This is a genomic window from Streptomyces sp. JJ36 (assembly GCF_021696945.1).
Classification (GTDB): Bacteria; Actinomycetota; Actinomycetes; order Streptomycetales; family Streptomycetaceae; genus Streptomyces.
Genome location: NZ_JACYHE010000055.1, coordinates 1 through 25983, shown reverse-complemented (window position 1 = coordinate 25983; position 25983 = coordinate 1). Strand labels below are relative to the sequence as shown.

Annotated in this window: 17 protein-coding genes; 4 read left to right on the top strand and 13 right to left on the bottom strand. The window is 76.4% G+C overall.

Annotated elements, in window-relative coordinates; genetic code table 11:
* Positions 1–458: 458 nt before the first annotated feature.
* The 7 genes from HOY81_RS19335 to HOY81_RS19305 form a co-directional block, all read right to left on the bottom strand.
* Positions 459–2342: an ABC transporter ATP-binding protein gene (locus HOY81_RS19335; protein WP_237321723.1), complete on the bottom strand. Its 1884-nt coding sequence runs from the start codon at positions 2340–2342 to the stop codon at positions 459–461.
* A complete protein-coding gene (locus HOY81_RS19330) occupies positions 2339–4675 on the bottom strand; it encodes an ABC transporter ATP-binding protein (protein ID WP_237321722.1) in 2337 nt (778 codons plus the stop codon). Before HOY81_RS19330 ends, HOY81_RS19335 begins: the two co-directional genes overlap by 4 nt.
* Before the next feature lie 34 nt (positions 4676–4709).
* Positions 4710–6110, bottom strand: a complete 1401-nt coding sequence (locus HOY81_RS19325; protein WP_237321721.1) for an MFS transporter — start codon at positions 6108–6110, stop codon at positions 4710–4712.
* A gap of 160 nt (positions 6111–6270) precedes the next feature.
* Positions 6271–6678, bottom strand: coding sequence for an XRE family transcriptional regulator (locus tag HOY81_RS19320; protein ID WP_237321720.1), 408 nt, complete (start codon positions 6676–6678; stop codon positions 6271–6273).
* An 803-nt stretch (positions 6679–7481) separates the two neighbouring features.
* A complete protein-coding gene (locus HOY81_RS19315) occupies positions 7482–8150 on the bottom strand; it encodes an RES domain-containing protein (RefSeq protein WP_237321719.1) in 669 nt (222 codons plus the stop codon).
* Between the two features lie 302 nt (positions 8151–8452).
* Positions 8453–10810 (bottom strand): WD40 repeat domain-containing protein, encoded by a 2358-nt coding sequence (locus HOY81_RS19310; RefSeq protein WP_237321718.1) that lies wholly within the window; start codon positions 10808–10810, stop codon positions 8453–8455.
* Positions 10807–13308 (bottom strand): hypothetical protein, encoded by a 2502-nt coding sequence (locus HOY81_RS19305; protein ID WP_237321717.1) that lies wholly within the window; start codon positions 13306–13308, stop codon positions 10807–10809. Before HOY81_RS19305 ends, HOY81_RS19310 begins: the two co-directional genes overlap by 4 nt.
* A gap of 20 nt (positions 13309–13328) precedes the next feature.
* Here HOY81_RS19305 and HOY81_RS19300 point away from each other — a divergent pair, with 20 nt between their 5' ends.
* Positions 13329–14768, top strand: a complete 1440-nt coding sequence (locus HOY81_RS19300) for a GPI inositol-deacylase (RefSeq protein ID WP_237321716.1) — start codon at positions 13329–13331, stop codon at positions 14766–14768.
* A gap of 163 nt (positions 14769–14931) precedes the next feature.
* Here the strand turns inward: HOY81_RS19300 and glgX are convergent, their stop codons facing one another.
* Positions 14932–17166: a glycogen debranching protein GlgX gene (gene glgX / locus HOY81_RS19295; RefSeq protein ID WP_237321715.1), complete on the bottom strand. Its 2235-nt coding sequence runs from the start codon at positions 17164–17166 to the stop codon at positions 14932–14934.
* Between the two features lie 274 nt (positions 17167–17440).
* On the opposite strand from glgX, the gene HOY81_RS19290 reads away from it, so the two are divergent.
* On the top strand, positions 17441–18208 hold the full coding sequence (locus HOY81_RS19290; protein WP_237321714.1) for an enoyl-CoA hydratase/isomerase family protein: 768 nt from the start codon (positions 17441–17443) through the stop codon (positions 18206–18208).
* A 487-nt stretch (positions 18209–18695) separates the two neighbouring features.
* Positions 18696–19160: an ATP-binding protein gene (locus tag HOY81_RS19285; protein WP_237321728.1), complete on the top strand. Its 465-nt coding sequence runs from the start codon at positions 18696–18698 to the stop codon at positions 19158–19160.
* Positions 19161–19177: 17 nt separating this feature from the next.
* Here HOY81_RS19285 and HOY81_RS19280 read toward each other — a convergent pair whose 3' ends face one another.
* Entirely contained in the window at positions 19178–19750 is a 573-nt protein-coding gene (locus HOY81_RS19280; RefSeq protein ID WP_237321713.1) for a DoxX family protein, read from the bottom strand.
* Between the two features lie 428 nt (positions 19751–20178).
* On the bottom strand, positions 20179–20967 hold the full coding sequence (locus tag HOY81_RS19275; protein WP_237321712.1) for a VWA domain-containing protein: 789 nt from the start codon (positions 20965–20967) through the stop codon (positions 20179–20181).
* Between the two features lie 184 nt (positions 20968–21151).
* Between HOY81_RS19275 and HOY81_RS19270 the strand changes: the two genes are divergently transcribed.
* Positions 21152–22180, top strand: a complete 1029-nt coding sequence (locus HOY81_RS19270) for a PHB depolymerase family esterase (protein WP_237321711.1) — start codon at positions 21152–21154, stop codon at positions 22178–22180.
* A gap of 32 nt (positions 22181–22212) precedes the next feature.
* On the opposite strand, the gene HOY81_RS19265 is transcribed toward HOY81_RS19270, so the two are convergent.
* The 3 genes from HOY81_RS19265 to HOY81_RS19255 form a co-directional block, all read right to left on the bottom strand.
* Positions 22213–23721, bottom strand: coding sequence for a cryptochrome/photolyase family protein (locus tag HOY81_RS19265; protein WP_237321710.1), 1509 nt, complete (start codon positions 23719–23721; stop codon positions 22213–22215).
* A 78-nt stretch (positions 23722–23799) separates the two neighbouring features.
* Positions 23800–25065, bottom strand: coding sequence for an NAD(P)/FAD-dependent oxidoreductase (locus tag HOY81_RS19260; protein ID WP_237321709.1), 1266 nt, complete (start codon positions 25063–25065; stop codon positions 23800–23802).
* A gap of 194 nt (positions 25066–25259) precedes the next feature.
* A partial coding sequence (locus HOY81_RS19255; RefSeq protein WP_237321708.1) for a B12-binding domain-containing protein occupies positions 25260–25983 on the bottom strand: 724 nt, incomplete at its 5' end.

Here is a 25983-nt window from a genome sequence, read left to right as displayed (position 1 = left end):
GGTCGGGGACAAGCGTGGGTCCTCGCCGGGGACTGTGGGGGAGAACCCGGAGAGGCCGGAGAGGCCGGAGAGGGGTGGGGGGCCGAGGGGGTGGTGGGACGGCTATGTCCGGGCGGGCCGGAGGCCGGCGGTGGCCGGGACGGCAGGGGCGGACGGCCGCCGCGCGCTGCGGGGTGTCACCCGGTGACTCCTTCTGCGTGGGGATCCGGAGTCCGCGGACCGGCTCCGGGCAGGGGGCGGGCAGGGCGCGGGCCGCTCCCCGGGAGGAGGGCTCGCTGGAGAGGCACACTGCCACGGTGGCGCGTGCATGTCATCAGGGCGTACCCCCGGTGACGCGCGTTGACCGCAAAATTTGACCGTTTACTGAACCGGCATGTCCGGTATCCGGCTTTCCGGTCGGCCCCATGACGGGCCGTCGACCCCTGGGCGGCTCACACCGGGCAGTGTGCCGGGGCGGCTCACACCAGGCTGTCCCGCCAGGCCCGGCGCAGCTCGGCGTAGCGTCCGCCACGCGCGGCGAGGTCTCCGGGGGCTCCGTCCTCCACGATCCGGCCGTCCTCCATCACCAGCACCCGGTCCGCGATCTCCACCGTGGACAGCCGGTGGGCGACCACCACGGCCGTGCGACCCTCCAGGACCGTGGACATCGCGCGCTGCACGGCCCGTTCCCCCGGCACGTCCAGCGAGGACGTCGCCTCGTCCAGGATCAGCACCGCCGGGTCGGCCAGCAGCGCCCGCGCGAAGGAGACCAGTTGCCGCTGCCCGGCGGAGATCCGTCCGCCGCGCTTCCGCACGTCGGTGTCGTACCCGTCCGGGAGGGCCGCGATGAAGTCGTGCGCCCCGATCGCCCGGGCCGCCTCCTCGATCTCCCCCCTGGTGGCGTCGGGGCGCCCCAGGGCGATGTTCTCGGCGACCGAGCCGGAGAAGAGGAACGCCTCCTGGGTGACCATCACCACCCCACGACGCAGCGTGGCGGTGTCCAGCTCCCGCAGGTCGGTGCCGTCCAGCAGCACGCGGCCCTCCGTGGGGTCGTAGAACCGCGCCAGCAGCTTCGCCAGCGTCGACTTGCCCGCGCCGGTGGCCCCCACCACGGCCGTGGTACGCCCCGGCTCCAGCGTCAGGTCGAAGCGCGGCAGCACCTCGCCGCCCGTCCGGTACGCGAACCGCACCCCCGCGAAGACCACCTCCCGGCCGGGCAGGGAACCACGTCGCGGGGGCAGCGGGCGGGGATGCGCGGGCTCCGGCACCGAGGGCTCCTGGGCGAGCAGCCCGGCGATCTTCTCCAGCGAGGCGGACGCCGACTGGAGGGAGTTGAGGAACATGCCCAGGCGGTCGATCGGCTCGTACAGCCGGCGCAGGTACAGCGCGGCGGCGGCCAGCACGCCGAGCTCCAGCCCGCCCGCCGCCACCCGGTAGGCGCCCCACAGCACCAGGGCCGCCAGCGCGACGTTGGCGGTGAGGCGGGAGGAGACGACGTACCGGGCCATCGCCAGTATGGCGTCCCCGTTCGCCTGCCGGTGCCGGTCGTTGAGGCTGCCGAAGACCGCGTCGTTCGCCCGCTCCCGGCGGAAGGACTGCACCGGCCGGATGCCGTTCATGGTCTCCGCGAACTTCACGATGACCTGCGCCGTCGCCGTCGACTTGGTGCGGTGGATACGGCGCGAGCGGCGCTGGAAGACCCGGACGAGCAACCACAGCGGCAGGAACGAGAGCACCGCGGCACCGCCCAGCCCCACGTCCAGGGTGAGCAGCAGCACCAGGATGTAGCCGACGGAGACGACCACGGTGAGCAGCTCCTGCAACCCCTCGTCCAGCAGCTCCCGCAGCGCCTCCACGTCCGTGGTGGCGCGCGAGACCAGCCGGCCGGAGGTGTAGCGGTCGTGGAAGTCGATGCTCAGCGCCTGCGCGTGACGGTGGATGCGGGAGCGCAGTGCGAGCAGCACCTGCTGGTTGACCCGGGCGGCCGTGCGGAGGAAGCCGAACTGCAGCACCCCGGAGGACAGCGCGGCCACCAGGAAGCCGGCGGCCACCGCCAGCAGCGGGCCGAGGTCGTCCCGGCGGTAGGCCGGGACCGCGTGGTCGATGGCGTACGCGACCAGCAGCGGCCCCGCCTGGGCGGCGGCCTGCTGGCCCAGCAGCAGCAGCGCGGCCAGCGCCACCCGCGCGCGGTGCGGGCGCAGCAGGGCACGCAGCAGCGTCCGCGGAGCGTCGCGGGGAGCCGGGAGCACATCCCGGTCGAACGGGTCGCCCGCGCCCTCCGGGAGTGCCGGGCGGGCGGCGGCGGAGCCGTCGCCGGGCTCGTCGTCGGTCGGCGTCCTGCGGTCGTCCACGGTGGTCGTCACCGGCTGCTCCCCTCGTACCTGCCGGCCGGGTGGCCGTGCGCAGCGTGCTCCGGGCCCTCCTGCTGCGTCTGCGGGGGCCCTTCCGCCGCGCTCTTCCGCTCCTCGCCGGACATCAGCCAGGCGTACTCCGCGCTGCGGTGCAGCAGTTCCTGGTGGGTGCCCACCGCCGCCACCCGGCCGCCGGACAGCAGCGCCACCCGGTCGGCCAGCAGCACGGTGGACGGGCGGTGCGCCACGACCAGCGCCGTGGTGGTCTCCAGCACCTCCCGCAGCGCCGCCTCCACGGCGGCCTCGGTGTGCACGTCGAGTGCCGAGAGCGGGTCGTCCAGCACCAGGAAGCGTGGCGCGCCCACGACGGCGCGGGCCAGCGCCAGCCGTTGCCGCTGGCCGCCGGAGAGCGCCAGGCCCTGCTCGCCCACCTGGGTGTCCACCCCCTGCGGCAGCGCCGCCACGAAACCGTCGGCCTGAACGGTCCGCAGCGCCCGGGCCAGCTCCCGCTCGCCGGCGCCCTCCGCGCCCATGAGCACGTTCTCCCGTACCGACGCCGAGAAGAGGGTGGGCTCCTCGAAGGCGACGGCGACCAGCGACCGCAGCTCCGCGCGCGGCATCGCGGTGATGTCCCGGCCGTCCAGGGTGATGCGGCCGGCGGTGACCTCGTGCAGCCGGGGCACCAGCGCCGTCAGGGTCGTCTTGCCGCTGCCGGTCGCCCCCACCAGGGCCATCGTCTCGCCGGGCCGGACGCGCAGGTCGACGCCGTCCAGGGCGGGCGGCGCGGAGGGCGGAGCGTCGGCATACCGGAACCGGACGCCCTCGAAGCGCAGCCCGCCCTGCGCGGGCCCCGCGGAAGCGGAGGCCGTCCGTGCGGCGTCCGCCGCGCGTGCTGCGGAAGCGGTGCCGGTGGCCCCTGCGGCACCCGCGGCACCCCCCACACCGGTGGCACTCCTCGCACCCGCGGGAGTTGCGGCGCCTGCGGCGCTCGCAGGGCCTGCGGAACCCGCAGAGCCGGTGGCACCTGCGAAGTCCGCGGTACCTGCGGAGTCGTCGGCGCTCGCCGCGCCTGCGGGACCTGCCGCGGCGGTGGGGCTTGGAGTGCTTGCGGCACGCCCCGGCCCTGCCGGGCTCGCGGTGCCGTCAGCGCCGGGCCCCGCGGCCCCCGTCGCACTGGCGGAGACCGGGGTGTCCAGCGGTCCCGCGGCGGCCTTGGTGTCCACCGGCGCCCCGGGGTCCGCCGCGCCGGTGGTGTCCGCCGGCAGCGGCGCGTCCATCACCTCGAAGAACCGGTCGGTGGCCGTCGCGGCCTCGTTGCTCATCGCGAGCAGGAAGCCCAGCGACTCCACGGGCCAGCGGAGCGCCAGCGCCGTGGAGAGGAAGGCCACCAGCGTGCCCGCCGACAGCGACCCGTCGGCCACCTGCACCGTGCCCATCACCAGCGCGGCACCGACGGCCAGCTCCGGGAGCGCCATGATGAGCGCCCAGATGCCCGCCAGCAGCCGCGCCTTGTACAGCTCGGTGGCGAGCAGCTTCTCGGAGAGGGCCCGGAAGGTGCGGGCCTGGCTGCGGTGGCGTCCGAAGCCCTTGACGACGCGCACGCCGAGGACGGTCTCCTCCAGCACCGTCGTCAGGTCCCCGATCTGGTCCTGCGCCCGCCGTGCCGCCACCGAGTAGCGGGCCTCGAAGACCGAGCACAGCACGGCGAGCGGGATCATCGGTGCCAGCACCACCAGGCCGAGCGTCCACTCCTGTACCAGCATGATCACGCAACCGACGAGGATGGTGGTGGTGTTGACCACCAGGAAGGTCAGCGGGAAGACCAGGAAGAGACGGAGGAGCTGGAGGTCGGCGGTGGCCCGGGAGAGCAACTGGCCGGCGGCCCAGCGGTCGTGGAAGGCGACCGGGAGCCGCTGCAGCCGGGCGTACAGGTCGGCCCGCATGGCCGCCTCCACGCCCGCCAACGGCCGTGCCACCAGCCACCGGCGGAGGCCGAAGAGGAGGGCCTCGACCACGCCCACCGCCAGCAGCAGTGCGCCGCCCAGCCACACGCCGCGGGTGTCCCGGTCCGCCACCGGGCCGTCCACCAGCCACTTCAGCACCAGCGGTACGAGCAGTGCCATGCAGGAGGCGACGATCGCCACCCCGGCCGCGGTCAGGAAGCGTGCCCGCACCGGTCGCACGTACGGCCAGAGCCGCAGCAGCGAACGGACGGCGGAGCGCCGTGGCGCGGTGCCGGCCTCCGGGACGGCCCGGCCCGGGGCGGCGGTGGTGCCCGGGACGGCGGTGCCGGATGCGGGGGCGGGCTCGGGACCGGTGCCGGGACCGGTGGCGGTGGCAGTCATCAGGACCGAGCGTACGGTTGGGGACTGTCGCGGCTCACTCGGTTTTCCGGCCGAGGACGCGCGACCGGTCCTCGCTCCGTCCCCGGGCGTAGGCGCCTGGGGGCGCCGCACCGGCATCCGCAGGGGCACCGGGTGCGGGGCTGCCGGTGGCGGTGTCCCCGCCGACGGGGCCGCCGTCCGCCCGCGGCAGCTCGCGGACGGCCCGTACGGACAGCAGCGCCGCCGACACCACCAGCACCATCACCCCGCCGGCGACCAGCACCGTGCGGGCACCGAAGAGTGCGGCGGCGGGCCCGGCCAGTGCCTGCCCGACCGGCATCATCGCCAGCGAGCCGGCCACCTCGTAGGCGTGCAGCCGGTTCAGGATGGGGCCGGGCACCTGGGTCTGGACGCTCGTCGCCCACATCACGCCCCAGAAGGCGATGGCCGCGCCGGAGACCGCCGTGCAGCCCATGACCGCCGGCAGCGGCAGCCCCAGGCCGACCGCTGCCGGATAGAGCCCGAAACCCAGCAGCGCCAGGGCGCCCGCCCGCAGCAGCCGCGCCGGGCGTACCCGCATGGCGATCAGCCCGCCCACCGTGGTGCCGGCCCCCAGCGCCGAGTTGACGAGCCCGAAGACCCCGGCGCCGTGCGTGGGAACGATCTCGCCCGCGGTCAGCGGCACCAGGGGCCCGGACACCGTGATCATCAGCACCATCCAGATCACGATGACGCCCCACATCCAGGTGCGGGCCCGGAACTCCCGCCATCCCTCGGCCAGATCGGCGCGGTAGCTCGCCCGCGGCCGGTCCCGTCCGGCGGCCCCGGCCTCCCCGGGGCGGGGGCGGCCGAGCCGGAGCAGCAGCAGGCAGAGGGCGCTGACCGCGTAGGTGCCGGCGTGTGCCGCGAAGACCCCGCCCGCCGAGGCGAGCGCGACCAGCATCCCGGCCACCGCGGGCCCGCCGAGCATGGCGAGCGACTCGGCCGTACGGATCGCGCCGTTGGCGCCCTGCACGTCCCGCGCGATCCGCGGCACCGTGGAGGCCACGCCCGGCTGGAAGGTGCCGGCCGCGAGGCCGTTGACCGCGCCGATGACGCAGATCTGCCACAGCACCACGTGGCCGGTGAAGAAGAGGCCCGCGGCCATCCCCTGGGCGCCCACCCGCACCAGGTCCGAGCCGACCATCAGGGCCCGGGTGTCGAGGCGGTCGGCGAACACCCCGCCGAAGACCACGAAGCCCGCGAAGCAGACGGAGAAGGCGGCCATCGCGTAGCCGATGGCGCCGGCGCCGTAGCCGTGCCCGAGGAGTCCGGCGGCGAGCGCGACGGGCAGCATCGCGTCGCCCAGCTTGGCGACGGCGCGCGCGGTGAAGAAGAGCAGGAAGTTCCGGTTCCACAGGGCTTGTGGCGGTTCGCTGGTGCCGGCGGACGCGCCGACGGGGGATGTGCGGCTCACGAGCCACCAGTGTGGTGTGGCCCCATCCCGCCGTCCACGGGATTCCCCCGGGACCCGTGCGGCCCGCACTCCGGCCCTCCCGCCGGGGGCCCGGGCACGGCCGCCGCGGGCCCGTCAGGCCGGCGGCCCGGCGGCTCCGTCCGGCCGGCCGGGCGTGGCGTCAGCTCCCGGCGAGATAGGCGCGGGCGGCGACCATGACCTCCCGGCCCCGGCCCTCGGCGATCACCTTGAGCGGCGCCTCGTCGTCGAGCTGGGGATTCATGCCGATGAGCCAGGCCCGCGCCGTGTAGAGACTCTCCGCCTCCTGGATGAGCTGGAAGATCTGCAGGGCGTCCCGCAGCCTGGTCTCGGCGTTCTGGCTGGGACTCGCCTTGCCGGTGGCCCACTTGCCGACCTGCTTGGCGTCGCTGATGCCCGCGAGCCGTGCGGTGAGTTGCTGGCCCAGGTTGTCCTTCAGGAAGCGGGCGGTGTCCGCGACGGACATGCGCACGGCGAGGGCATGGGCCTGTCGGGCGAGCTCGCTGACTCGCGTTTCCGGTGTGATGGCGGTCTCCTCGAAGGACGGCATGTCGGGGTCCCCCCTCGGTGTCGTGACGGCACGGCGCAGCCCGTGGGCCGCCTGCCGCGTGCGTGACGACGGGCTCTGGATGTGTGTGGATTCTCCCCGCGTCCGGCGCGGGCACGCGCGCACGCCGGGGCGTGCCGGTGCGTCACGCGGACGGCGGCGGATGCACGGTGCCACGCGGAACAACACGCCTCGGCGGCCGCCGGCGCCCCGGGGGAGGCGTGACCTCGGCGAGCCGCGCGGGGCCCGGCCGCACGGGGCGGTGCACGGTCCGGGCACGCCGGCCGCACGCGTGGGAGGTGCGGCCGGCGGACGCGGTACGGGGCCCGGCTATCCGGCCCGCGGGGCCCGCGCCGGGAGCGCGTGGGCGGCGCGCGACGGCCACTCCCGGGCGTGGGGCTCCCGGGCGGCGGGGCACGGGTAAGTGTGCGGGGGCACGCACTGCGGTCGTCATGGCTTCTCCCGGACTTGGCATCGCCAGCAGACTACCCGCAGACCCCCCTCGACTCCACCGCTTTACCCGCCATTCTCGTGTGCGGGCGGAGGGCCGGCAGAGTCGCCGGTGACCAGATCAACCGCGCTGACCTCGGCATTCCCCTTCTGTGCAGGTCATCTGCCGGTCATCTGCCGGTCATCTCCGTGCGGCGTGAATCGTTCGATCGGGCTACCGGTCGGCTCTCAGTACGTCGAGAGCGCCGGGTGCGGGGAGGGGGCGTGCGGGGGTTCGACGGGGAGCGAGAGGGGGGCTTGAGGGTGGTCAACGGGGGGCGTGTACGGGCCCGGAGGCGCGGGCGCGCGCTCGCCGTTCAGAGCACCGTCAGCCCGTACTCCTGCTGCACCTCCCGGAAGCCCGGCGTCTCCGGCCAGATCGGCCGGCGCTCCAGCTCCTCGAGCTCCACGTCGCTGAAGACCGCCCAGCAGCGGCGCATCCCGAAACGCGACCGGTAGGCGATCCCGTGGATGCGGCGCCGCTGGTCGGGGGTGCGCTGGGTCAGGGCCCAGGCGGAGATCAGGCGTGTGACGCGGCGGTCCTGGCCGTGGATGTGGGCCGGCGTCAGCCGGCCGACCCCGAACGCGGCCAGCCCGGGCGCCAGTTCCCGGTCGGTGGAGAGGGCCCGGAGCGTCCGCGGGTCCTCGACGTCCAGGAAGCCCGCCTCCTTGTCGGGCGCCAGGCGGACCAGGGTGTGCCGGGTCCGCCAGTCCTGAGGCAGCCTCCCCGGCGGCAGGAAGCGGGAGTCCGACCACTCGTCGCCGATCAGCGCGCGCAGTTCCGGGTCGACCCGGAAGGGGGCCAGGGCCTCCGCGAAGCAGCCGTCCAGTGCGCTCGCGCAGTACAGGATGCCGTAGCTGACCACGCTCCACCGGTTGCTGGCCGCGTGGTCGTTGTCCTCCTTGCTGAGCCGTTCGTACCGCAGCGGGTCGTTGGCCTTGCCCAGCCGCCACACGCCACGGTCCGGCGCGGGGACGAGTGCCACGTCCGGCCTTCCTCTGCCGATCCTCATGCGCCTCCCACTCCCCGGCGCCCGCGGACGGTGGCGGTCCGGGCCGCACCGGGCCGGACCGAGGCACCGGACGTCGATGTCCTCCTCACGGCTCACGCCGGGACGCCCACCGCCCGGGAGCCGGGGATCTGCGGCGTCACCGTTCCCGATCATTCTGGTCCGCGCGGCGGACGGTTGGTGACGCTCCCGGGGAATGCGGCCGGGGGCGCACGATGCACGCCAGGGGGCGCACGGCGGGGCGCGCGCGGAGCGCGCACCCGGCGACGCCGGGCCGGTCAGAGCGAACCGAGGTCCAGCCCGGCGACCGCCACCCCCGGGTCTCCCGCCATGGTCAGCGCGACCCGGCCCGGCCCGGCCGCGCCGGGGCAGGCCGTCAGCGTGTGCACGGCCCCTCCCGTGACGAGTTCCAGCAGACACCGCCCGGACGCCGCGTGCCACACCCGTACGGTGCCGTCCCCGCCGCCGGCGGCCAGGTACGACACGCCGTCCGCGGTCCACGCCGCCACTGCGGACACCGGCCCCCGGTGCGTCCGCAACGGCTCCCCGAACGGCCGCTTGCGGAGCAGGTCCCAGCGCCGCACGGTGCCGTCGTCGCCCCCGCTGACCAGCAGCGGCGGGAGCGCTCCGGCGGGCCGCGCGTCCACGGCCACCGCGGTCACGATCCCCTGCCGCGCCGTCAGGGGCGCGCCCGGCTGTTCCGCGCCGGGCCGCCGCAGCCGGAGCGTGCCGTCCGCGCCGCCGGAGACCAGCCACACCCCGCCCTCCCGGTCCGTCCCCGCGGCCACCGCCCGCACCCCGAACGCGTGGCGCCACAGGGAGAGCTGACGCCCGGTGCCGACGTCCCAGGTCCGCACGGTGGCGTCGTCGCCCCCGCTGACGGCCCGGGCCTCCCCGCCGGGCCCCGTCCAGACCGCCAGCGCCCGTACCGGCAGCAGGTGGCCGCGCAGCGTCGCCCGTCGCCGGCCGCTCTCCGGCTCCCAGGCCCGCAGGGCGTGCGCGGCGTCCGCGGAGAGCAGCAGCCGGCGTCCGCCCGGTCCGGTGCTCCAGGCCAGCACCCGGCCCGGACCACCGGCGGGCGAACCGGCGTACGGCCCGGCGGGCGGCCCGGCCGCCCGCGCGCCGGTGTGCACGTTCCACACCCGCACCCGGCCGTCCACGTCCCCCACGGCGAGCAGCGGCCCGGTGTCATCTGCCTCGTCCGCGGCGTGCAGCGCGGCGGCGGCGACGCCGCCGTGGTCCTCACCCGCCCCGGAGAGGGCGGTGGCGTCCCACAGGCGGACGGTGCCGTCGGCGGCCGCCGACGCCAGCAGCTCCCCGTCCGGTCCGGGCACCGGACACAGGGCGGTGACGGGGGCGCCGTGGCCGTGGATGCGCGTGGTGCGCTCGCCGGTCCGGGCGTCGGAGACGTCGATGTGGGTGCCGTCGCCCGCGGACGCGACCAGGTGGCGGTGCCCGCTGCGCACGCCGGCCAGCGCCGTGGTGCGCGCCGTGAGGTCCCGCAGCGGGGTCCAGCCGCCGCCCGCCGGACGCCAGAGCGCTGCGGTTCCGTCGCTCAGCACCGCCGCCACCCGGTCCGGCAGCGTCGTCGCCGCCAGCGCCCGGACCGTACCGCCGCCGGGGACCGGGACGGCCCGGCCGAGTGCCCTCCCGGTCGCCGCGTCCCAGGCGAGCAGCCGGGAGCCCGCCGCGGCCAGCACCGGGCGGCCGTCGCCGGGGAGGGCGGCCAGCGCGCCGGCCCGGGCGGCGGCCAGCCGCCGGACCACCCCGGCCGGCCGGGACGCCCGCCGGTGCCGCCGCGGATGCCAGGCGGCGCTCTCCCCCTCGCCGCTGACGGCCAGCACGGTCGGCTCCCCGTCCCCGTCCGGGTATCCCACGACGTCCGCCGTCCAGGTGCCCCGCCATGCGGCGGCCCGGCCGACGGGCGTCCCGTACCCCGCGTCCCAGACCCGTACGGTGGCGTCGGCGCTTCCCGAGAGCAGCCAGCCGTCCCCCGCGGGCTGCGGCAGATACCGCAGCCGGGTCACCGCACCGCGATGTGCCGTGATCCGCTCGCCCGCACCGGCCCCGGTCCCGGTGTCCACCAACTCGATGCCGCCCTCGTCGTCCCCGGCCGCCAGCAGCGGGGCGCCCCCCGGCACCGGGACCGCCGCCAGCGCGGTGACCGTCCGGGGGAAGGTGGCCAGCACCCCGGCCGGCGGCGACCACTGGGACCAGAGCACCCGCAGCACCGGCGTGGCCACCGCGGCGTCGCCGGGCAGCCGGGAGGCCGGCGTCCGCGGGAAGCACCGGGCCACGAACGCCAGGTGCAGGCTGGCCCGCCGGGACACCTCGTCGGCCTGCTGCGCGTACGGCTCGATCGCCGCCCAGGCCGCCAGCCACGCCCGCCCGGGGGCGTCGTCCGGCAACCGCCCGAGCAGCGCGCGGATGCCGCCGTCCGTCTCCCACGGCAGCAGCCACGGCGGGACGTGCCGGTCGTCCAGGGCGCCGGCCAGCGCCGCGTGCCGGGCCAGATGACGGCGCAGATACGGATGCGGCGCCACCGACCCGCCGGGCGGCACCAGCCCGGCCAGCGCCTCCGCGATGCGGGCGTGCGCCTCCCGGTCCGCCTCCGGGCGCCGCGGTGCGTCGCTCACCGGCCGCTCCCCGTCCCTTCGCCCGTACGCGTCCCCGGCTGCGCTTCCGCGTGCCCGGCCGGGGGCGCGGCCGGCTCCTCCGCCGCGGAAGGCGGCGGCCACTGCCGCAGCACGGCCGCGAGCCGCTCGTGGGCAGGCCGGTAGACCCGGCGGTCGTCCTCGGTGTCGTGGGCCAGGTACCCCGCCAGGCGGCCGCTGAGCAGCCGCCGGATCTTCTCGTCCGGGTCGGGGAGGGCCCGCCCCAGCAGCGCGCCCGCCACCGTCGGCCAGACCTCGGCCCACGGCAGCCCACGCCCCTGGGCGAAGGCGGTGGCCCGCAGCAGCGCCAGCGCCTCCTCCCGGTCCAGCCCGCCGCTGCGTCCTTCCACCGCGCGGTCCCCGTCGGTCCGGTCGGTCTCCGCACTCCCGCCTGTCGCCTCGGCCCCCTCGGACGGTTCCGGCAGCGCGGCGAGATCCGCCTCCAGCAGGCCCACCGTCCCGTGACCGAGCCGGGAGAGCCACCGCGGGTCCGCCGGCAACGCGGGGCCGCCCGGCTCCCGCAACTGCGCCGCCGCCAGCCGGGCGTCCAGGAAGGAGCGGCCGGCGCTCGCCGCGACCCGTGCGGCGGCCCGCGCCGCGGCCTCCTCCTCCCACCCCGCCGCCCGGAGCAGTGCGGCCACGTACTCGGCGATGTCTGCCGTCACCGGCTCCTCGTCGGTACGCACCACCCGCGGGTCCGGCAACACCCCCCGCAGGGTGTGCAGCAGCTCCGCCGGGCCCTCGCGCTCCGGGGTACGGCCGTTTCCGCCCGGGGTACGGCCCTCCCCGCCCGGGGTGGGGGGTGCGCTGCTGCGCACCCCCAGCAGCAACCGCACCCCGCGCCTGCCCCGCGGCCGCGCCACCGCCTGCCCCGGACGCGGCTCGGGAACGCCCGCGGCACTCCCGGCCGCCCGGGTCTCGCGACCCCCCGGTGCGCCCTCCGTCGCCCTCGGTTCCGGCACCCCCGGCGCGCCACCCGCCGGCGCCTCCGGCCCCGGGACGGCCGCCCGCCCCAGCGGCACCAGGAAGTCCCGTACGCAGGCGCCCGGGTCGGCGGCCTCGTCCAGGCCGTCCACGACGATCGTCAGATGCGGGCCCGGCTCCGCCAGGAACCGGAACAGGCGTTCCTGCAACGGCCACAGCCGGCCCCCGCGGGAGACGGGCGCCCCGCCCGTGCCGGTGTCCGGCGACAGGCCCAACCGGCCGAGCAACGCCGTCCACAGGTCCCGTGCGGACCGCATCCGGGCGTGCAGCGCCACATGCACCGCGCCCGGTTCCGGGACGGTACCGCTTTCGGCCCCCTCCAGGGCCCGGGCGCCCTGCGGCGACGCCCGGAACGCGGGGTCGCCGAGCGCCACCAGCCGGGCCAGCACCGCGGACTTGCCGCTGCCCGCCGTGCCGGTCACCAGCAGCGAGCCCGGCGGGCCCGCGAGGAACGTCACCAGGGCGCGGTTGACCTCCCGGCGGCCGGAGAAGAACCAGCCCGTGTCGTCCTCGGTGAGGGCGCCGCTCGCCCGCCGCACCCAGTTCTCCGTACCGCCGTCGCCGCCCACCGGGCGCGCGGCCCGCACACCGGTCCGGCGGGGCGGCGGGTATCCGGGGTTCGGCAGGGTCGGCACCGGGTCCGTCTGCCGCGGCGCGTGCACCATCCGCGGCCCGCCGAGCCGCGGCTCGCCCGCCGCGGCGTCCCGGGCCCGGCGCAGCCGGTCGGTGCCGTGCTCCAGGGCCTGGACGAACTCGCCGACCGTCAGATACGGACGGGTGATGCCGGCCGCCGTGCTCAGCCACCGGTGCGCCTCGCGCAGGATCTCGGAGAACTCCCGGCCCAGCACCGTGGTGCGGTGTGCGGTGGTCGCCAGGACGTTCAGCGACCCGCGCGCGGTGCGGCCCGTGTCCAGCTCCCGGATCAGCTCCTGCACCTCCGCCGCGACGCCCTCCGCCTCGCAGGTGTTCACGATGACCAGCACATGCTCGGCGTGCGAGTCCAGGGCGGCCGTCACCACCTCGCTGGTGCGCAGCGCGGTGGCCAGCAGCCGTCTCCGGTCGGTGTCGGGGAGCAGCAGGAAGTGCCTGCCGGAGGCGCCGACGGCCCCGTGCCCGGTGAGGTAGAGGACCAGCGGCTCCTCCGCCGGGGTGTCCCGGACGCCCGCGGCGTGCAGGAAGCACTCCACGTCGTGGCGGACCAGCACCTCGGGCGCCTCCACCCGCCGGAAGCCGGGAACGGGCCCGGAGCCGTCCTGCCACCACGCGGAGACCGCCTTCAGCTGCTCCGCCACGGCCTCCTGGAACGCCGGGTCCTCGGCATCCGGTACGGCCAGGACGTACAGGGTGCCGGCGGCGCGCCGCTCCGCGTCCGCGGCAGGCTCCCCGGCCTCCCCGGCAGGCCGCCCGGACTCGCCCGCGGGCCTTTCCCCCTCTCTGGCGTCGAGGACCGCTCCCTTCCGGCCAGGTGACGGTTTCTCCCCCTGAAGCCCTGTCATCCTCCCTATTGTTCACGGCCATGGGCGAGCACACGGCGGCAAGCCGCAACGTCACCCAGGACGCGGTCCTGGTGGTCCCCGGCATCATGGGCAGCGAGCTGCGCGACACCGGAACGGGGGAGGTCCTGTGGGGGCTCTCCAGCGCCTCCTGGGTGCGTCGCGCCTGGCTGCGCCCCGGCGGCCTGCACGGTCTGCGGATGACCGAGGAGGAACGCGCCGGACGCACCGGGCGGGTCCGCGCGACGGGGCTTCTCCGGTCGTCGGTCTGGACGCCCTACCTGCACGGTTTCGAGCCGTACGCACGGCTGGTGGAGGAGATCCGGGACTGTGTCGCCGACCCCGCCGCCGTCCGCCCGTTCCCCTACGACTGGCGGCTGCCCACCGCCGTCAACGGCCGGCTGCTCGCCGCCGCGGCCCGGGAGCATCTGGAGGCGTGGCGGCGCCACCCGGCGCACGACCGGGCGCGCCGGGCGCGGGCCGACGAGCGCCCGGCCCGGCTGGTGTTCGTGGCGCACTCCATGGGCGGGCTGGTCGCCCGCGCCGCGCTGGACCCGGCACACGACGCCGGCCTCGCCGGCGACACCCGTGCCGTCCTCACCCTGGGCACCCCGTTCTTCGGCGCGGCCAAGGCCGCCGCGATCCTCAACACCGGCCGGGGCGGGCCCGTGCCGCTCCCGCACCGGCAGTTGCGCGAGGTCTGCGCCGGCATGCCCGGACTGCACGACCTGCTGCCGCAGTACCGCTGCGTACGGGACGGCGACGACGTCCGCCGGCTGGAGCCGGGGGACGTGGCCGCGCTGGGCGGCAGTGCCGAGCTCGCCGCCGCCGCGGAGGCGGCCCACCGGGACCGGGAGCGGGTGCCGCTGCCCGGGCACCGGGCCGTGGTGGGGACCACGCAGCCCACGGTGCAGAACCTCACCCTCCGCGACGGCGTGGTGGTCACCCACCACAGCGGCGTGCGCCAGCACTCCGACGGCCGGCTGCTGCGGGACACCCGGGGCCGGCTGCGCTGGTTCGACCTCCAGGGGGACGGCACGGTCTACAAGCAGTCCGCCGCCCAGGGCCCGGCGGTGATCCCGCTGCCCTTCCAGCACGGAGCCGTCGCCCGGCACCCCGTCGCCCGGAAGGCCGTGGCGGAACTGCTGCGGGACGACGACCCTCTGGGCCCGCCGCAGGGCGCCGCGGGCTGCGGTCTGGACGTCCCCGACCTGGCGGTGGCGGGTGAGCGGCTGACCGTCCGGATCGGCGAGGTGGACACCCTCTCCGGCCTCGACTGCCGCGCGGTGCACCTGGAGACGGGGACCGTCCTCCCGCTGCGGCCCGGCTGGCGGGACGGCACGCTGGTGGCCACGCCGGTCCTGGGCACGCCCGGGCTGCACCGGATCACCGCGGCCACCCCCGACGGTCACACCGTCAGCCAGCTCACCCTGTGCGTCCCCGCGGAGACGCCGGAGAGCTGACACCGCGGTTCCGCCCGCGGCGGCGGCCGCGCAGGGCCGTGGCCGCCGGAGGCGCACCGTCACATCCGCAACCGGACACGCGCCGGTCACACCCGCAACCGGAGGCGCGCCGGTCACATCCGCCGGGCACCCGGGCCGGTGCCGTGGCGGCCGGACCGCCCGGCTACGGCAGCGCGCGCAGGAGCTGGACGGAGCGTGCGGGGAGGGGCAGCCGGGCGCCCGCGGGGTGCCGGGTGCCCGGGGCGGCGGCCTGGTCCTCCCGGGAGGTGTCGACCAGCAGTTCGTACGAGCGGGCCCAGGGCGGGCCGGGCAGCGGGAAGGCGCCCGGCCCGGGGCCCGCGTGCAGCAGGCAGAGGAACGACTCGTCGGTGACCGGCACGCCCCGTGCGTCCCGCTGCGGGATGTCCCGGCCGTGGAGGTACATCCCCAGCGTGGCGCCCGGCGCGAACCAGTCGGCCTCCGTCATCTCCTCCCCGTACGGGGTGAACCAGGCCAGGTCGCGGAGCCCCTCCGGGCCGCGCTTCCGGCCGGAGAAGAAGGCCTTGCGACGCAGCACCGGGTGCTCCCGGCGGAGCCGCAGCAGCCGTGCGGCCAGCTCGGACAGGGCCCGCCAGCCGGGCTCGTCCAGCAGTGACCAGTCCACCCAGCTCGTCTCGTCGTCCTGGCAGTAGGCGTTGTTGTTGCCGCCCTGGGTACGGCCCATCTCGTCGCCGGCGACCAGCATCGGCACCCCGGTGGAGAGCAGCAGGGTGGTGAGCAGGTTGCGGAGCTGCCGGCGGCGCAGCGCGGTGATCTCCGGGTCGTCGGTCTCGCCCTCGGCGCCGCAGTTCCAGGAGCGGTTGTCGTCGGTGCCGTCCCGGTTGTGCTCGCCGTTCGCCTCGTTGTGCTTGCGCTCGTACGACACCAGGTCGCGCAGGGTGAAGCCGTCGTGCGCGGTGACGAAGTTGACCGAGGCGTACGGGCGGCGGCCGCCCCAGGCGTAGAGGTCGCTGGAGCCGGAGAGGCGGTAGCCCAGGTCGCGGACGTCCGGGAGGGCGCCGCGCCAGAAGTCGCGCACGGTGTCCCGGTAGCGGTCGTTCCACTCGGTCCACAGCGGCGGGAAGGCGCCCACCTGGTAGCCGCCGTTCCCGACGTCCCACGGCTCGGCGATCAGCTTCACCCGGCGCAGCACCGGGTCCTGCGCGATGACCGCCAGGAAGGGGGAGAGCATGTCGACGTCGTGCATGGAGCGGGCGAGCGCGGCGGCCAGGTCGAAGCGGAAGCCGTCCACGCCCATCTCCTGCACCCAGTAGCGCAGCGAGTCGGTGAGGAGGCGGAGCGTCTGCGGCTGCACGACGTGCAGGGTGTTGCCGCAGCCGGTGTAGTCGGTGTAGCGGCGGGGGTCGTCGGCGAGCCGGTAGTAGCCGCGGTTGTCGATGCCGCGCAGCGAGAGGGTGGGGCCGGACTCGTTCGCCTCCGCCGTGTGGTTGTAGACCACGTCCAGGATGACCTCGATCCCCGCGCCGTGCAGCGCCTGCACCATCCGCTTGAACTCGCCCACCTGCTGCCCCCGGGTGCCGGAGGCCGCATAGGCGGCGTGCGGCGCGAAGTAGCCGATGGAGTTGTAGCCCCAGTAGTTCCGCAGGCCCCGGCGGAGCAGATGGTCCTCGTGGGCGAACTGGTGTACGGGCAGCAGCTCGACCGCCGTCACCCCCAGCCGGGTCAGGTGCGCCAGCGCCGCCGGGTGGGCCAGCCCGGCGTACGTGCCGCGCAGGGGCTCCGGGACGTCCGGGTGGCGCCGGGTGAAGCCGCGCACGTGCAGCTCGTAGAGGACCGAGTCGGCCCACGGCGTCTTGGGGCGCCGGTCGTCGTCCCAGGACTCCCGGTCGTCCACGACCACACTCTTCGGCACATGCGGCGCGGAGTCCCGCTCGTCCCGCACCGTGTCGGCCAGCTCCTGCTGCGGCCAGTCCCGCACGTGCCCGTACACCTCCGGCGGCAGCGAGAACTCGCCGTCCACCGCGCGGGCGTACGGGTCGAGCAGCAGCTTCGCCGGGTTCCAGCGGGCACCGGTCCAGGGGTCCCAGCGGCCGTGCACGCGGTATCCGTAGCGCCGGCCGGGGCGCACCCCGGGCACGAAGCCGTGCCAGATCTCGTGGGTCAGCTCGGTCAGGCGGCAGCGGGTCTCCCGGCCCTCCTCGTCGAACAGGCACAGCTCGACGGTCTCCGCGCCGCCCGCCCACAGCGCGAAGTTCGTCCCGGGCACGCCGTCCGGGCCGGTGTGGTGGCGGGCGCCGAGCGGCTGCGGGCTGCCCGGCCACACCCGCGCTTGCGGCGGCGGGCCGGCGCTGCCGGGGGCGGCGGCCCCGGCGGGACCGGCCGCGCGGGGGGCGTCCGCCTGCTCGGGTGCGTGCGACACGTCTGGCCTCCTGCGGGCTCCTGGCCTGCTGCTGCGGGCTCGTGGTCCTACGGGAGGCTTCCCGTAGGGGCCGCGGGCCTGCACCGGGGCCCGGGCGGGCCCCGTGACCGATCCTCGCCCGTGGCCGCCGGGCCGGGGCACCGGCGGGCGCCGCGCGGGGACCGTTCGGGTGAACCGGCGTCGCGGCGGACGCACGGCACGCCCCCGGCCGTCCCCGCCACCGGGACGGCCGTCCGCTCTGCCCCGGCGCGTGAACGACCGCTAACCTGCCCGTATGACTGTGAACCTCGAAGTCGCCGACGGCGTCGGCACCCTCCGCCTGGACCGTCCCCCGATGAACGCCCTGGACATCGCCACCCAGGACCGGCTCCGCGCCCTCGCCGAGGAGGCGGCCGGCCGCGACGACGTGCGCGCGGTCGTCCTCTACGGCGGTGAGAAGGTGTTCGCGGCGGGCGCGGACATCAAGGAGATGCAGGCCATGGACCATGCGGCCATGGTCGCCCGCTCCCGGGCGCTGCAGGACTCCTTCACCGCCGTCGCCCGCATCCCCAAGCCGGTCGTCGCCGCCGTCACCGGGTACGCCCTGGGCGGCGGCTGCGAGCTGGCGCTCTGCGCGGACATCCGGATCGCGGGCGAGCGGGCCAAGCTCGGGCAGCCCGAGATCCTGCTCGGCCTGATCCCCGGCGCCGGCGGCACCCAGCGGCTCTCCCGGCTGGTCGGGCCGTCCCGCGCCAAGGACCTCATCTTCACCGGCCGCCAGGTGCGCGCCGAGGAGGCGCTGTCGATCGGCCTGGTGGACCGGGTGGTGCCCGACACCGAGGTGTACGAGCAGGCGCACGCCTGGGCGGCGCGCCTCGCCGCGGGGCCGGCCATGGCGCTGCGCGCGGCCAAGGAGTCGGTCGACGCCGGGCTGGAGACCGACATCGAGACCGGGCTGGCGATCGAGCGGAACTGGTTCGCGGGGCTCTTCGCCACCGAGGACCGGGAGATCGGTATGCGCAGCTTCGTGGAAGAGGGCCCGGGCAAGGCGAAGTTCCGCTGAGCGGTGCGCCGCCGCCTCGGGGGCGGCCCGGGGCACCCCGGGGTGAGCAGTCCGGGCTGAGGAGCCCGGGCGAGGAGTCCGGGAAGAGCTGTCCGGCGCAGCCGGGGTGGCGGGGGGTGGCGCGCGCCGCGCCGCCCTCGCGCCCGCCGTCCGGGGGATGGAGGTCCTTCTCGACAAAGCGATGGTGGCCCGCGGTCGCCACACATCCCGTCATGTGCCCGTGTGTCACGGGATGCCGCAGGTCAGTGGTGTGCCGGTCCGCCGCCCTCACTGTTGTCATATGCCGACGGAGCGTGCTCCCGTCGTGACCCCGGAGTCACCAATTCCTGCGTACGGTCCCCGAAGTGTGCTTGCACCCGGCATGATGGACCGCATGGCGGGACAGCGTGACGTGTCGCGTACGGTCGGCCGGCTGCCGGGCGCCGCGGCCGCGGACGCCGCGTGGACAGGCGTCGGAACAACGGGAGCCGCGACCGTGGACAGCGGGATGGCGAGGGGTGGCGCAGCGGGCGTCCCGGACGGGCCGACGTCCCCGGGCGCCGCGCTCGAGCTCGTCGGGGACCCCACCGATCAGGAGGTGCGGCTCCCCAACCGTCCCGAGTCCGCGTGCACCGCCCGCCGTCTCACCGAGGCCGTGACCCAGCAGCGCTGGGCCCTGCCGGCCCAGCCCGCCGAGCACGCCGTGCTGCTCGTCTCCGAACTCGTCGGCAACGCCGTCCGCCACACCGGCGCACACACCTTCGGCCTGCGCATGCTGCGCCGCCGCGGCTGGATCCGTATCGAGGTGCGCGACCCCTCCCGGGGCCTGCCGTGTCTGCTGCCCGTGCACGAGATGGACACCAGCGGCCGGGGGCTGTGGCTCGTCGACAAGCTCGCCGACCGCTGGGGCGTCGACCTGCTGCCGCGGGGCAAGAACACCTGGTTCGAGATGCGCGTGCCCGACCCGCGCTGACGCGGGCCGGGCCCTACTCAGCGCCGTACCGCCTTGCGCGCGCGGCGCACCCCGTCCTTCGACTGGCGCTGCATCTGACGTACGTTCTTCTGCGCCTTGCGCTGCGCCGTCCGGGTGGTGCCGCTGAGCTGCCGGCTCGTCAGCTGGGCCGTGTGCCGGGCCCGCCAGGCCACCGAGGGCTTGCCCTCGGTGTCGGCGACCGCCAGCAGCAGGCCGCCGGCCAGACCGGCGTTCTTCAGGAAGTGGATGAGCTGGTCGTTGCGGGTGCCCTCGTCCTCCTCCTCCCAGAAGCGGTGCGCCGCCGCCGTCGTCGAGACCAGGGTCCCGAGCAGGACCGTCGCCGCCACGCGCGGCGCCCAGCCGAACGCGAGCGCCACCCCGCCGCCCAGCTTGAGCACGGCGTCGATCCGGACCAGCGTCTCCGGATCGGTGGGTACGGCGTCCGGCAGATCCTCGGAGCGCCGGCCCACCGTCCGGTCCAGGAACGGTTGCACGGCCTTGGCATGGCCCTCCGTCTGGCGCAGGGCGTTGATACCACCGGAGACGAAGATGGCGGCCAGCAGCGGGCGGGCGATACGGCGAAGAATCACGACAGGCACCTTTCTCTCTCTGGCGACTCTGCCCGCGTACCCGCGCGAGCGCATCTCCACCGCGTCAGATGGGGGTTCGGTGCGGCGGGTGGACCCTCGCGCGGCCCGGGTGCGCCCGGCCGCCCAGGCGGTAGGCCCGGGCGGGCACGCGGGTCGCGGCCTGGCGCGGCCGGGCGTCCGCCGCCCAACACGGGGCCGGTGCGGGCCGGCTTCCGGCGCCCGGCCTCCGTCACAGGGGTCCGGTCGTCCGGCGCCCGGCCTGCCGAGCCCGCCCCACGGCCTGGCGGGCCGGGTCTACACCCGGAAGGGCCTCGGGGTCCCGCACCCGCGACGGCGGCGCGGCCCGGGCGCGTCCCGGCCCGTGACGGCCGGTCCTCGGCCCCGGCCCGTGACGGCGGGGCCCCGGCCCGGGAGGGGTCGGCGGTGGATCAGCCCAGGACCCCCGCCGCGCGGGCGTCGCGGAGCCAGTCAGGGAACTCGTCGGTGAGGCGGTCGTAGAGCTCGGCGTCGGGGAGGGCGCGGGGGTCCCGGCCCGCGGCGAAGAAGCCGGCGTTGTCCACCCGGCGCTTGCCCGGGACGGGCAGCTCGTCCAGCTTCCGCAGGAAGCGGAACTCGTCCGTGCCGAAGCCCACGAACTGCCAGAAGAGGGGAAGGTCCGCACTGTCGCACAGCACCCGTTCGGCGGCGGAGCGGGACGTGGGCCCGCCGTCCGTCTGGAAGATCACGAAGGCCGGGTCGGTCGCTCCGCTCGCCCGGTAGTGGTCGACGACGGCCTGCATGGCCAGGTGGTAGTTGGTGCGGCCCATGTGGCCGAGACGGTCGTGCAGGGCGCCGATCCGGCCCTCGTAGCCGTGCAGCGACACCTCGTCGAGCCCGTCGACCTCCGTGCTGAAGAAGACCACCGGCACCACCCCGTCGTCGTCGAAGTGCGCGGCGAGCCCCAGGGCCTGCTCCGCGAGGTGCTGGACGGAGCCGTCCCGGTAGTACGGGCGCATGGAGCCCGAGCGGTCCAGCACCAGGTAGACGGCGGCGCGCTCGCCGGAGAGCCGCCGCTTCTCCAGGCTGACGCCTGCCTGCTTGTAGAGACTGACCAGCCCGGGTGCCGTCTGCCGCACCTTCTCCAGGCTGATCGCCGCGCCGGAGCCCCCTCGCTGCCCGGGGCCCCCTTGCCCGGAGCCTTGCGCCTGCCCCTGTCCGGAGCCCTCCCGTGCCGTCATGTCGCGCCCCCTCCGTCGTGCCGTGCCCGCACTCTAGAGGAGGCGGCCGTACGGGTGTGCGGGGTCGCCATGTGCGGCCCCGGAAAGTGTGGCCGGGTGCGGTAGGCGCGGCCCCCGGGCGGTCCTACGGTCCAGCGCATCGGAACGAAACCCCCCATGTTCCCTACCTGTTGGGAGAGCCGCGATGGGCAACCCGATGCGCACCCCCGAGTGCCGTCCCCACCGCACCGCACCCGCGAGACGCCGCCGCCTCCGGCGGTCCCTGGTCACCTCGCTGCTGGCCGCTCTGGCCCTGCTCCTCGGCACCCCGCCGGCGCCGGCCTCGGCGGCGGGGCTCCAGGAGGTCACCGCCTTCGGCTCGAACCCCGGTGGTCTCCGGATGTTCACCTATGTGCCGGACGGTCTGGCGAGCGACCGGCCGCTGGTCGTGGCGCTGCACGGCTGCACGCAGAGCGCCGCGGCGTACGACGACGAGACCGGCTGGACGGAGCTGGCCGACCGGATGCGCTTCGCCGTGGTGCTGCCGGAGCAGCGCAGCACGAACAACTTCAACCGGTGCTTCAACTGGTTCCAGGGCACGGACACCGCCCGGGGCCGCGGCGAGGCGCTGTCGATCGCTCAGATGGCCGCCTGGATGCGCTCCGCACACGGCGTGGACCCGGAGCGGACGTACGTCACGGGGCTCTCCGCCGGCGGGGCCATGACCGCCGTGATGATGGCCGCCTACCCCGACCGGTTCGCGGGCGGCGGCGTGGTCGCCGGACTGCCCTACCGGTGCGCGACCAGCATGGTGTACGCCTTCACCTGCATGAACCCGGGGGTGAACAAGAGCCCGGGCGCCTGGGGCGACCTGGTGCGCGGCGCCTCCTCGCACGCCGGCCCGTGGCCGGTCCTCTCCGTCTGGCACGGCACCGCCGACTACACCGTGGCCCCCACCAACCAGCGTGAGCTCGTCGAGCAGTGGACGGACGTGCACGGTACGGACGCGGTGCCGGAGACGACCGACCAGGTCGCCGGGTATCCGCACCGGGTCTACGAGGACGCGGCCGGGCGGCCGGTCGTCGAGGCGTACGAGATCACCGGCATGGGCCACGGCCAGCCCGTCGATCCGGGCACGGGCACGGCGCAGTGCGGCCGGGCGGCGGCCTATGTGCTCGACGTGAACATCTGCGCGGCGTACCACATGGCCGTCTCCTGGGGCCTGAGCGGCTGAGGCCGCACATCGGCGGCGCACCGCCCCCGGCCTCAGGGCGGTGCGTCGCCGCGGTCCTCCCACTCCGCCAGCAGCTCCGGCAGGTCCCGTAGCCGGTCCAGCCCGCGTACGGCCTGCGCGGTGCGGTGGTTGCGGGACAGCCGGTCGCGGTGCCGGTGCAGAAAGGCCCAGTAGCCGGCGGTGTACGGGCACGCCTCCGCGCCCGTGCGCCGGTCCGGCCGGTAGGCGCAGCGGCCGCACAGGTCGCTCATCCGGTCGATGTAGGCACCGCCGGTGGTGTACGGCTTGGTCGTCATCCGGCCGCCGTCCGCGTACTGCGACATCCCCACCACGTTGGGGACCATCACCCAGTCGTAGCCGTCCACGAAGCTGTGGTGGAACCACTCGGTGACCGCCTCCGGGTCCCAGCCCCGCTGGAGCGCGTGGCTGCCCAGCACCATCAGGCGCGGGATGTGGTGCGTCCAGCCGGTGTCGCGCACCTGCGCCAGCACCGTGGACAGGCAGCGGGCCGTCACCGCGTCCGCGTCCAGCTCCCGGAACCACTCCGGCAGCGGCGCGCGGTGCCCCAGCGCGTTCCGGTGCCGGTAGTCCTCCCCGAAGTGCCAGTAGAGCCGGCGCACGTACTCCCGCCAGCCCGCCACCTGCCGGACGAACCCCTCGGTGCTGTTCAGCGGCGCGTCCCCGGCCCGCCACGCGGCCTCGGCGCGCTCCACGCACTCGGCCGGGTGCAGCAGGCCCAGGTTGAGCGGTGCGGAGAGCAGCGAGTGGCTCAGCACCGGGTCGTCGGCGAGCATCGCGTCCTCGTACGGGCCGAAGGCGGGCAGCCGGTCCCGTACGAACCGGCGCAGCGCCGTGAGCGCCTGACGCCGGGTCGCCGGGAAGCGGCGCGGCGCGTCGCGGCCGACGAAGCGCACCTCGCCCGCCCGCTCCCAGCGGTCGAGGTCGTGCCGCACCTCGTCGTCGATCTCGTCCTCCCGCGGCCGGTACGGGGCGGGGACTCCCAGCGTGCGGGCGTCCCGCGGCGGCGGCTCGCGGTTGTCCCGGTCCAGGTTCCAGCGGCCGCCGGCCGGTTCGCCGGCCTCCAGCAGCAGCTCGTGCTCCTGCCGCACCCAGCGGTAGAAGTCCTCCATCCGCAGGTGTTTCCCGCGCCGGTCCGCCGCCCACCGCTCGAAGGCGTCCCGCGACACCAGAGAGGTGCGGTCCGGCAGCACCTCGGCCCGGCCGAGCGACTCGACGAGGGACAGGGCCGCCCGCGACGTCGGGTGGCACACCGTCACCTCCGCCTTCCCGACGGCCCTGCGCAGGCCCTCCCGGTAGGTCTCGGCCCGTACGTAGCGGACGCGGTCGCCCAGTTCGGCGGCCCGGTGGCGCATCGCGGACAGCACCAGGTGGGCCTTGGCCCGGTGGAAGCGGCGGCGCCGGAACACGGATTTCGCCTCGATCATCACCACGGGCGCGTCCCGGTCCGGACCGCCGTGCCGGGGGTCCAGGAAGTGCGGGCCGAGCTGGTCGCCGAAGAGCCAGTGCGGTCGTGGTGCCATGGGCGCTCCTGCGGTGGACGGCGGGCGTAGGAGAGATGCGGCGTACGGACGGGAGGCCGGACGGGCCGCCGTGGCTGTTCAGGCGGGGCCGCCGGTCCCGGCGCGCAGGTCGGCAAGCACCTCGCGGGCCGCGCGGGCGCCGGAGGCGAGGGCGCCCTGCAGCGATCCGGTCGCCCGGTGGTCGCCGCAGACGTAGGTCCGCCCGTCGCCCGTGCGGGTGGTGCGGCTGAGCGGGCGGGGCGGTGGCATCGCGGGGAGGGCGCCGGGCACGGTGCAGACGTCCACCGTTTCCCAGCCCGAGGCGTCCCGCGCGTACACCTCGGAGAGCACGTCCCGCAGCTCCGCCTCCCGGCCGGGCGAGTCCGGGCCCCGCACGGAGGTGGCCACCAGCGCCCGGCCGGGCGGGGCGCAGGCCGGGTTCACCTCGCTCACCACGCAGGTGTTGAGCAGGCGGCGGCGGGCGTCGACGACCAGCGTGGGCTCGCGCAGCGGGCTGTCGTCCGGGCCCGGGGTCGCGTGGTAGTAGGTGGTGACCGTCCGGGTGTCCGGCACGGTGAGGTCCGGCAGCAGCCGCCGCGCGTCGGCCGGGCCGGTCGCCACCACCACCGCGCGTGCGCCGCCGGCCGCCGCCTCCGGCAGCGTCTCGACCGGGCTCTCCAGGCGTACGGTGCCGGGTGGGAGGGCGGCCGCGAGCTGTTCCGGCACGGCGCCGATCCCGGCCGAGGGCAGGCAGAGCGTGCCCCGGAACATGCTCCGCCACACCAGGTGGAAGAAGCGGCTCGAGGTCTCCAGCTCGTCCTCCAGGAAGACGCCGGAGAGGAAGGGGCGCAGGAAGGTCTCCACCACCTCCTCGGAGAGACCCGCCTCCGCCAGGGCGGTCCGGGTGGTGCGGTCCGGAGCCCGCTTGAGCGCCGCGACCGGACCCACCGTGTCCCGTGCCGTGAGCAGGCCGAGGGCCAGCAGGTCGCGCGGGGAGAAGACGCGGCCGGTGAGCGTCCCGGCCGCGTCGCGGGGCCGCCGGGTGGGGTCGGCGAACCGCACCAGGCCGCGGTCGGTGTGCACCAGCGCCCCGGGCGTGAACGGGCGGAGCCGCAGCTCCCGCAGCCGCAGCCGGCGCTTCACCTGGGGGTAGGAGGTGTTGAACACCTGGAACCCGCGGTCCAGCAGGAATCCGCCCCGGCGCAGCGTCCGCATCCGTCCGCCCACGGCGTCCGACGCCTCCCGTACGCGGACGGAGAGCCCCGCCGTCAGCAGGTCCCGGGCGCAGGCGAGTCCCGCGGCGCCGGCGCCCACGACCAGGACGTCCTCGGCCGCGGAGGCGGCGGACCGGTCGGGCGGGATCATCGTGCGTCCCTTCGTGCGTGCCGTGGGCTGCGTGGTGCGGGGGGGGCAGGCGTACGGCGGGTCTGCGGAGCGGGTGCTGCGGAGGCGGGCGAGGGCAGGACCGCCGTCACGGCGCCCGCTGCCGGCCACCGCGGGCGGGGCCAGCGTAGGGCGCGGGCCGCCCGCGAGCGGCCGCGCCGCGCCGTGCGGGCGGCTCAGGCCCGCCGTGTGGCGGGCGGCGAGGACGCCGGGGACGGCCGGAACAGGGCGGAGAGCAGATCCAGCGCCTCGCGGAGCCCGTGCGGGCGGAGGGCGCCCTCGACCGCCGTGCCGGACCACCCCGGACCGCCCAGCAGCACCGCCGGGCCGTGCCGCGCGCCCTGGACGCCCCAGGCGATCCCGCACAGATGCCGGGCCAGCGGGCGGCTGGCCGTGCCCCGCGACTGCGACCACAGCACCACGGCGGACGGCCCGGTGCGCTGCACGGCGTCGTCCAGCGCCTGGACGGGCACCGCGGCCCCGAACATCCGGAGCGGCAGCCCGCGTTCGCCGAGGCCGGCCGCCAGCGCCTCCAGCGGCAGGGAGTGCAGCTCGCCCGGCACGCAGGCGAGCAGCACCGGCGGCTCCTGCGCCGACCCCGGCCGGGCCTGGGCGGCGAGCCGTCGCAGCCCGGCGGACACGTGCCACGACAGCAGGTGCTCCACCTCGACATAGCGCTCGCCCTCGGTGGCCCACTTGCGGCCCACGGCCCGCAGCGCGGGCATCATCACCTCGTTCCAGGCCTCGATCAGCCCGTACTCGGCGAGTGCGGCGGCGATGGCGTCGTCCACGGCGGGGGCGTCCAGCCGCACGGCGGCCCGGGCGAGGCCCCGGCACTCCCGGCGGACCGCGCCCAGCGGCAGAGCGCCGGCGGCCGCCCCCGCGGCGGGTGCGCGGCCG